The sequence below is a fragment of the Rhodoferax sp. genome (assembly GCF_018063565.1).
GTDB lineage: Bacteria > Pseudomonadota > Gammaproteobacteria > Burkholderiales > Burkholderiaceae_C > Rhodoferax.
Genome location: NZ_JAGPBB010000110.1, coordinates 1 through 9536, shown reverse-complemented (window position 1 = coordinate 9536; position 9536 = coordinate 1). Strand labels below are relative to the sequence as shown.

Sequence of the window (9536 nt, the reverse complement as noted above, 5' to 3'; positions counted from 1 at the left end):
GGTCCTCAAACACCTGCAGCAGCGATTGGGCGGAGACTGCATGGCTGCTGTAACTGGTGTCGCGAGAGGGCGTTATGGCATGCGCTTCAAAACCCAGGGTGGCGTTCAGGCTGGCGTCGATGAACAACACGGCTTTGCGCCCGACCAGGTCAAGCGCGTACTCCACCTGAAGTTGGTAGTCATCCAGAAAGTCCACCTGAGTTTGCAGTTCAGCCGAAAGCTGCGCCTGCAAGCCGGCGACACACAAGGGGCCTAAGGCGTCATCACCGCGGCTGAGGTTACCCCAGCCAAGCACCAGAAGTGGTCTCGCGCGAACATCTTGCGTGATATTCACGAGGTCAATTTTACTATATTAAAAATAGCTATAAACATATACTGAATATGCGCTGGACGTTAATTTGTATCAAAACTCACTCAAACATCTTGGCGACTGAGGCCGCCGCCTGATGTCTTTTGCACCCGATCGAGCTGCGTGCCATCGGCACCCAGCAGCGTCACATCCAGCGGCATTTGTCCCAGCGCGTGGGTGGCACATGACAGACAGGGGTCATAGGCGCGGATGGCCACCTCGATGTGGTTGAGCAGGCCCTCGGTCAGCTCGTGGCCGCTGAGGTGCTCGCGCGCCACCGAGCGCACGGCCTCGTTCATGGCCTGGTTATTGTGGGTGGTTGACACAATCAGGTTGCAGCGCGTCACCAGATCATCGTCGCCGACTTCGTAATCGTGAATCAGCGTGCCACGCGGTGCCTCGATAATGCCCACGCCGTGCGCACCGCGCACGCCCGTGCTGACCATGTCGCCCGAGAGCAGTGCCGGGTCGTCGAGCAGTTCACCAATCACCTCCACTGCGTGCAGCAGCTCGATCATGCGTGCCCAGTGGTAGGCCAGCGACCCGTTCACCAGGTCACCCTTTCCCCACGCCACAAAGGCTTGGCGCTCGTCTTCAGCGCGGGGGCTAGGGATGAAGTCGCAGTTTTGCACCCTCGCCAGCGGCCCGACGCGGTACCAGCCCAGCTCGCGCCCCAGGCTCTTGAGGTGCGGGAACTTCATGTAGCTCCAGGAGCGCACTTCTTCTTCAATCAAATCAAGGTAGTTCTGATCCGCAACACCGTCGGCCAGAATCTTGCCATGGTCGTCACGAACCCGCAGCACGCCGTCGTACAAGTCCATGGCACCGTCGGTGCGCACGATCGACATCAGGTTGGAGCGAAAACTGCCGAACGCGTTGTACAGCGCCGGATTCTGGGCGTGCAAGTGTTTGGCAATATCGACCGAGTCCTGCGCCCAGGCCAGCATTTGCGGCAACTCGGCCTTGAGGGTGTCGCGCTCCAGCACGGTGACGAGTTTATTGACGCCACCGGGCACCGCACCCGTGCCATGCACCCTCTTGCCGGAAGTCACCCGGATGATCTCCTGGCCAAATTTGCGCAGCAAGATGCCTTTTCTGGCGATTTCGGGGTGGGCTTGTGCCACGCCCACGATGTTGCGCTGCGCCACGGCGGAGTCAAAACCGAATAACAGGTCTGGAGACGACAGGTGAAAAAAATGCAGCGCATGTGACTGCAGCATTTGCCCGTAATGCATCAGGCGGCGCACCCGGTCCGCACTGGCGGGCACTGGCATGGCACCCAGCACCCGGTCAAACGCCTTGCAGGCTGCCAGGTGATGTGACACCGGGCAGATGCCACACAAGCGCTGCACCATCACTGGCACCTCCCAGTAGGGTCGGCCCTCGATGAACTTCTCAAAACCACGGAACTCGACAATGTGCAGGCGCGCCTGCTGCACGACGTTGGCATCGTCCAGCAATAGCGTGACCTTGCCGTGCCCCTCGACGCGGGACACCGGGTCAATCGCCACACGGCGCAAACCCTTGGGATTGGCAGCAGTTTCCAGATCAAAACTCATGGCAACGCGTCCTTAGTCGTAGTGAATCAGGCCGTGCGGCAGATGCGGCGTGCGACCGGCCAGCAGGTCATTCAGAAATGCCCAGAAAGCATCACCCGAGGGTGGACAACCGGGCAGAAAAAAATCCACATGCACCACCTCGTGGATCGGGTGCACATGGTTGAGCGGCAGCGGCAGTTCGGGGTCATTGGGAATCAGGTTGCCGACACTTCCCCCAATCTGACGGCAATACACGTCACGCATCATCTGCCCGACATCACGCTGGTTGCGTTGTGCTGGCAGACCCCCGTTGATGGCGCATGCGCCCACGGCCACCAGGGTTTTGCAATTGGCACGGAACTCGCGCAGCACATGTACGTTTTCGGCGTTACACAGGCCACCTTCGATCAGCCCGATGTCGCAGCGGCCAATCTGCTTGATGTCGGTGAGCGGGCTGCGGTCAAACTCCACCAGTTCCAGCAGTTGCAACAAGCGCTCGTCGATGTCCAGGAACGACATATGGCAGCCGAAACAGCCCGCCAGCGACACGGTGGCAAGTTTGAGCTTGCGTGGCAGGTGCATCGGGACGCCTTGTGACAAGGCACTGTTGGGCACACTGGGCAGGTTGGGTATCGGGCTCATCAGGCTTCCTCCCCGACTTGTTGCGACACTGGCCGGCCATCGAAGCGGCGCTGACCAATCGGTGTGGCAAACCCCTGGCGCTTGTGCAATATGGCCCCGACCGGACAAATGTGCGCTGCACGATCGGTGGTGGCAATGGCACTGTCAACCAGTTTGCCGCTGGCGCTGTTGACCACCAGGTGGGTCTGAATGCCGTGCCCGCCAATGGCAAACACGTCCTTGCCATCCACATCATGGCTGGCGCGCACACACAGCCCGCACAGAATGCAGCGGTTGAGGTCCAGCATCAGGTCCGGATGGCTGGCGTCGACCTGGCGATTCGGGTAAAACTCCTCAAAGTGTGGCCCCTCCATTTCCATGTCGTAGGCCGTGGCCTGCAGCCGGCAATTGCCACTTTTCTCACACGAAGGGCAAAAGTGGTTGCCCTCAATAAAAATCATCTGCAGCAGGGTTTTGCGCTGGGCATTGAGCTCGTCGGTGTTGCTCTGCACCTCCTGCCCCGAGGCCGCATTGACGGCACAGGCCGCACCGATACGACCGTTGATGCGCACCGTGCACAAGCGGCATGAGCCTTTGGCGGCAAAATCCGGGTGCCAGCACAGGTGCGGTATGTAATAGCCCGAGCGGGTGGCGGCCTGCAAAATGGTGTCGCCCGGGCCGAACTCGACCTCTTCGCCGTCCAGGGTAAAAGTGCCGGGTGAGAGCGCGTCAATGCGTGTGTGGTCGGTCATGCCAATGTCTCCAGGTGAGCGCCATGGTCATCGCGTCCGGTGGCAAGACGGGCTTGCGACAGCTCGGCGTCCATGTCAAAGCCGGGCGCAAAATGCAAGGACTTGAGGTGTTTTTCGTAGGCCGGCCGAAACTTGGCGATGGTGTCGCGCAGCGAGTTGCAGGCGCTGGCTCCCAGACCACAATGGGTGGCACCATGCATAAGTTTGTCCAGCTCATACAAAATCTGTACATCTTCGCCCGAGCCATAACCCTTCTTGAGCTTGTCCAGTCGACGAACCACCAGTTCAGTGCCGACCCGGCAGGGGGTACAAAAGCCACAGCTTTCATGGGCAAAAAACTGGGCGAAGTTCAGCGCCACCTCAAACATGTCGCGGGTGCGATCAAAAATCATGAAAGCGCCCGCGGTATGCACATCTTCAAAGCCGATGCGCCGACCAAATTCCAGCGCTGACAGGCATACCCCGGATGGTCCACCCACCTGTACGGCCTGGGTGTCGCGTGCGCCACAGTCTTCCAGAATGCGACCAATACGCGTACCAAACGGGTATTCATAGAGGCCGGGCCGCTCACAGTCGCCGGAAACGGCGTGAATCTTGGTGCCTGTGGACTGCGCCGTGCCAATGCCAGCCCACCAGGCACCACCATGCACCGCAATGTGGGTCGCCGCGCAGAAAGTTTCAACGTTGTTGACGACACTGGGTTGCCCGAGATAACCACGCTCTACCGGAAACGGCGGACGAATGCGTGGCGTGCCGCGTTTTCCCTCCAGGGACTCGATCAAGGCTGACTCTTCACCACACACATAGGCTCCAGCGCCCACATGGATGTCGATGTCAAAGTCGAACCCGGCGCGGCCCTGAATGCCCCGGCCCAGCAATCCTGCAGCGCGCCGCCGTGCCAGCACCGTCTGCAGGGGTTCCAGTAAATAGGTGTATTCTCCCCGCAGGTACACCAGTCCCTGTTTGGCACCCACCACCAAAGCGGCGATCGTCATGCCTTCAAACACGGTATCGGCAAAGCTGCTCAGCAAGACCCGGTCTTTAAAGGTGCCAGGCTCACCCTCGTCGGCGTTACAAATGACATAGCGTGTATCACCTGCTGCATTGCGGCATAGCTGCCATTTGATGCCCGTTGCATACCCGGCACCGCCGCGTCCGCGCAGTTTCGCACGTTTGATATCTTCAAGCATGCCTTGTGGCCCACGCGCCAACGCCGCAGCAATGCCTTGGCCAGGCTCAGGTTGAGCGCCAAGTTTCACGTTGGCCAGACGAATCTGGTCGTCCACCTTTGACCATTCGGCGGGCCATTGCGCAGGAGGCACCCGCTGTTCGATCAGCGCGGCCATGTGTTTGATCCGCCCTGGCGTCAGCCGGGTCACGACATGCCGGTGATTGATAAGCGCCGCCGGTCCTTGATCACACATGCCGGTGCAGGACGTGGAGGCCACACTGACTCGCCCGTCGGCACGCACTCCACCCGGCTCAAGCTTAAGCAAGTGGCGCAGGTGGCGTTGCAACTCCTCACTGCCACCCATGCGGTCAGTGATGTTGTCGCTAAACAGCACCCGATACTCACCAACCGGTGTCAGGTGAAAAAAATGATAAAAGCCAGCCACACCTTCCACATGGGCCAGCGGCAGCTCCAGCGCGTTGGCAACCCGGGTCAGGTCTGGCCGCGACAACCAGCCCTTGCTGGCCTGAATGGTGCGCAAAATTTGTACCAGCCGGTGCGGCGCTCGCTGATGATGGTCAAACAGATCATCCAGATCAAACGCATTCGGTTCCATTTTTTTACTCCTGCGCTGTTGTCGCTGTTACCCAAGAATTCTAGGAGCGCTGTTTCAATGATCGTTGAGCAAGGTTTCACACGCCAGCGCCGCAGCCGCAAAGTCAAACGCCGCCATCGCCGAGCTCAGGTTGGTAAACGCCGGGGTTTCGGCAATGAGGGCTTGCTGTTGCAAGCGCTCAAACACTTCACAAGCACCCATGTCCGAGGACTTCAATAGAACCCACAGTTGACGCAAGCCGTCCCGGCCATCCACCGATTCACCAGCTGATGGCACCTGGTCCGGCCCATCCTGGACGCAATTTTTGGCCACATGTGACATCACGGCCTGGGTCGCCGAAACCGCCGCCCTGAACCCGACTCTCAGCGCCTGAATATCCAGCGCATCGGTGTCCGAACCCGGTGTATTGACCGCCTTGATCGTCAGCTCCGCTTTGCGGGCGACTGCGGCCATGTAGCTCGCGCCGACCGTTGCCGACAAGCCCTTGAGCGTGTGCAGGATTCGCTGCGCTGCGGGCCAGTCGGCACAACCAAGCGCCTGGTCCAGCAAATCCGGCTGATCGGCAATGTCAATGAGGTAGGACTCCAACACCCGTGCATACAGCGCTGAATTGCCACCCAGACGATCCAGCGCGCCAGCCATGTCAACGGCATCGAGTCGTGGCAGTCCGGGCTCGGGTGGCTGACTGGGGGACAGGCGCGCGGCCGCGGTGCTCTCCATCATGCTCAAGCGGTTCGCAGGCCGAGCCAGGTTTTGCAACAAATCCACCAATTCGGACAGCTTGAAGGGTTTTCCGATGTGGGCATCCATTCCGGCTGCCAGACACGCCTCGCGGTCACTCGCCATGGCGTTGGCGGTCATGGCAATGATCGGAAGCTTGGTCAGCGCTGCATCCTGGCGCAGCAGGCGTGTTGCGGTGTAACCGTCCATGACCGGCATCTGGATGTCCATCAATACCGCGTCATAACACTGGCCACAGGCAATGGCGCGTTGCACCGCCTCGACGCCGAGCTGACCGTTCTCTGCCAGGTCAATCGCCGCCCCTTCGTTGGTCAGCATCTCCTGAGCCACTTGCTGATTGATGATGTTGTCTTCAACGACCAGCAGGCGCATGCCGAGCAGCGGTTGTGCTGCGGGCTGGCTGGCCTGCACAGGCAAGGTGTGCGAAACACTGTCGGCCAGTGCCTCGGCGACCGCGTCGTACAGCATGGAAGCGGTGATCGGCTTGACCAGGAATCCATCCAGTCGATCCTGCTCCTGTGCGCTGCGCTGTCCCAGCATCTCGCGCCCATTGGCAGTCACCATCACAATGATCGGATTGCGGCTGTCCGTGCGCCCGGCCTTCAGTCGGGTAATGGTCTCCCAGCCATCCATATCGGGCATTTGCCAGTCCACAAAAACCGCCTGGTAGGTTGATTTGCCGGCATCCCGACGCCTTTGAACCAGTTCCAGTGCTGCCGCCCCGCCCGACGCCAGATCAACCTGCCATCCCAGGGATCTGGCCATTTCGCCAAGTACGTGCCGCGCCGTCGGATTGTCATCAACGACCAGCACACTGAGGTTTTCCGGCAGCGTGGCCACACTGGTACTGATCGCGGGACGCGCACGCTCCTGTGCCAGAGGCAACTCGATACAAAACGAAAACGTGCTGCCCACACCCAACGCACTCTCCAGAGCCAGCTCGCCCCCCATCAGCGTCACCAGGCGGCGGCTGATGGTCAGGCCCAAACCAGTCCCGCCAAAGCGACGGGTGGTGGATGCCTCCGCCTGAGAAAACCCCTCAAAAATGTGCTTCTGGTTTTCTGGCGCAATGCCAATGCCGCTGTCGCGAACCGCAAATCGCAGCCCCACCGCGTCGGCGTTGCGGTGTGTCACCCGGATACTGATCACCACCTCACCGTGCGTCGTGAATTTGATGGCATTGCCACTCAGATTGATCAGCACCTGCTGCAAGCGCAACACGTCACCGATCAGTGCAGGGGGGATCGCTGGGTCCAGGTCAAACAGCACCTCAACCGGCTTGGCTCCCAGATTTGCCGACAAAATGACCGACAGGTCGCGCATCAGCTTGTCAACACGAAACGCCCGCGACTCCAGGCTCAGCTTGCCGGCGTCGATCTTCGAGAAATCAAGAATATCGTTAAGCAGCCCCAGCAGGGAACGTGCAGCGCTTTCTGCCTTGACCACATAGTCCAGTTGGCGTTTGGTCAGATCCGTGTTCTGGATCAGCTTGAGCATGCCCAGAACGGCATTCATGGGGGTGCGAATTTCGTGGCTCATATTGGCCAGGAAGTGCCCTTTGGCGCGCATGGCGGCCTCAGCATCCTCACGCGCCGCCTGCAAGTGATGCTCCAGCGCCTTGTTGGCGGTGATATCAGTACGAATGCCTATGTAATGGTGCGGCAGCCCGTCCTGCCCCAATAACGGGACAATGGTGGCATTGACCCAGTAAGCACTGCCATCCTTGCGGCGGTTTTTAATCTCGCCGTGCCAGACCCGCCCCTCAGAAATGGTCTGCCATAGATTCTCGAACAATGCAGCATCATGCGCGTCAGATTTGACGATCCGATGGTTTTTCCCCAGCAACTCGTGCACCTCATAGCCACTGATATCACAAAAGCGCTGGTTGGCGTAGGTAATGTTGCCGTTCAGGTCGGTGATGCTGACAATCGCATGTTGATCCAGTGCAAACTTCTGACTGCTCAGTTCCGTATGTCCCGAAAGCAACCTTTGTGACAGCGCATTGAGTGCTGTGCCGAGCGCCTCCACCTCCGACGTGAGGTGCGATACCGCCAGCCTGGAACCCATGGTGGTGTTGAGCTTCCCGGCAAACTCGGTTGCCTGCTCCAACGCCCGCAAGGTTGGCCGCAGCAACAGGTAGAGCAGAGACAAGGTACCGACAACAGCCAACAAGACCGCCTGCAACGCCTCCCAACGAATATTCCCGGCGATCAGGTCAAAGGTGTCGAGCCGGTAATTGATGCGAACCCAGCCCAAAGGGTCCTGCATGGTGCCGATACGATGCCAGGCACTCATGGTGCCGGCGGTCCCTGCCAGATAGTCGCGCTGTACCGTACTGTAGGGCTCGGTCTCAAATATGGCATCCGGCTGGGTTTTGCCGGGCACCTCGAGCAAAGCCGGGTTAAAACGGGGAGACCAGACACCATTCTTGTTGACCACCTCTGACAAGGGTTTGCCATTGATGTCAGTGACCAGAACGGAGTAAATTCCGTCAACCGTGGCCGTGTGCAAGGTCAGCGCTTCGATTTGTGTAGGGTCGTCTGAGCGCAGAAGATATGCGTCCACGGTGGCCAGGTTTTTTGCCAGGCCAAGCATCTGCGCTGTGATTGAGTGCTTGGCCGCCGCTGTTTCCTCCACCGCCCGGTAATACCCGTAGCCCATGATGCAAAGCGCCAGGCAGACCGAGGTGAGCAACATCACCTGATGACCAAGGCTGCGTGGTAACCAGCGTGCCAGCAACGCGGGCCAACTGGCAGACCAGGCGGCCATATCTTTACCCGAACTCACGCGAATTGACCTTTCATCGTAGCGCCGCAGACACGGCCACGCCCGGTGTTTTTGGCCCGATACAACTGCTGGTCAGCAGTTTCCAGCAATTCAGCAACAGACAACGCAGATTCACCATGGGTGGCCGCGACCCCCAGGCTGACCGTGACGACCTGGAAGTCCGAGTCGAGATGCGCAACATGTTTGTTTCTTACATTTCGCTCCAGCGTGGCGGCGATCGTCATCGCACTGTCAAACGGGGTGTCTGGCAGCACGCAGACAAACTCCTCACCACCATATCGTGCAACCAGATCAGCCGGGCGGCGCAAACTTTCCCTGACGCTGGTTGCCACTGTGCGCAGACAATCGTCACCACTCTGATGGCCGTAACAGTCGTTGAACCGTTTGAAATAATCCACATCCAGCATGATCAGCGCTAGCGGTGTCCGGTTGCGCACCGCTCGAGCCACCTCGATCGGCAACTGCTGATCCAGATACCGTCGATTAAATACACCTGTCAATCCATCCAGAAAAACCAGCTTGCGCATCAGATCCGACTGGCATTTGAGCGTCAGCTGGGTTCTGACCCGGGCACGCACCACTGCAGGATTGACCGGTTTGGAAATGAAGTCCACCGCCCCCAGTTCCAGTCCACGGGTTTCCTGGTGTGCGTCAGTATGCGCGGTGACAAAAATGACCGGGATGTCGCTGGTTTCAGGATGCGACTTAAGTTCCTGGCACACCTCAAATCCATCCATTCCAGGCATGACCACATCGAGCAGAACGATGTCGGGCGGCGTGCTAAGGCAAAAATTCAGCGCCTGCTGCCCGCTGGTTGCCATAAACACCTGGCACTGCGAACCAAAAATCTGATGCATGACCTGGATGTTGATCGGCTGGTCATCCACCACCAGCAGGCGCGGCCGCGCTGGCACCGCACTTAACAATTCGGCAATGGTGGGGTCGTCAGATTGCATGGCGG

7 protein-coding genes are annotated in these 9536 nt (G+C 59.3%); all 7 read right to left on the bottom strand.

The features are described from left to right. On the bottom strand, positions 1-334 hold a 334-nt coding region (locus KBF66_RS17275), incomplete at its 3' end, for a hydrogenase maturation protease (protein WP_296660260.1). Between the two features lie 80 nt (positions 335-414). Further along, positions 415-1908: a Ni/Fe hydrogenase subunit alpha gene (locus tag KBF66_RS17270; protein WP_296660257.1), complete on the bottom strand. Its 1494-nt coding sequence runs from the start codon at positions 1906-1908 to the stop codon at positions 415-417. Positions 1909-1920: 12 nt separating this feature from the next. Further along, positions 1921-2529, bottom strand: coding sequence for an NADP oxidoreductase (locus tag KBF66_RS17265; protein WP_296660254.1), 609 nt, complete (start codon positions 2527-2529; stop codon positions 1921-1923). Further along, positions 2529-3260, bottom strand: coding sequence for a 2Fe-2S iron-sulfur cluster-binding protein (locus tag KBF66_RS17260; RefSeq protein WP_296660251.1), 732 nt, complete (start codon positions 3258-3260; stop codon positions 2529-2531). The genes KBF66_RS17265 and KBF66_RS17260 overlap by 1 nt, the downstream gene beginning before the upstream one ends. Then, on the bottom strand, positions 3257-5047 hold the full coding sequence (locus KBF66_RS17255) for an NAD(P)H-dependent oxidoreductase subunit E (protein WP_296660248.1): 1791 nt from the start codon (positions 5045-5047) through the stop codon (positions 3257-3259). The genes KBF66_RS17260 and KBF66_RS17255 overlap by 4 nt, the downstream gene beginning before the upstream one ends. Positions 5048-5101: 54 nt before the next feature. Next, positions 5102-8557: a response regulator gene (locus KBF66_RS17250; protein ID WP_296660245.1), complete on the bottom strand. Its 3456-nt coding sequence runs from the start codon at positions 8555-8557 to the stop codon at positions 5102-5104. A 14-nt stretch (positions 8558-8571) separates the two neighbouring features. Then, positions 8572-9536: diguanylate cyclase (locus tag KBF66_RS17245; protein ID WP_365732552.1), on the bottom strand; the 965-nt coding region annotated here is incomplete at its 5' end.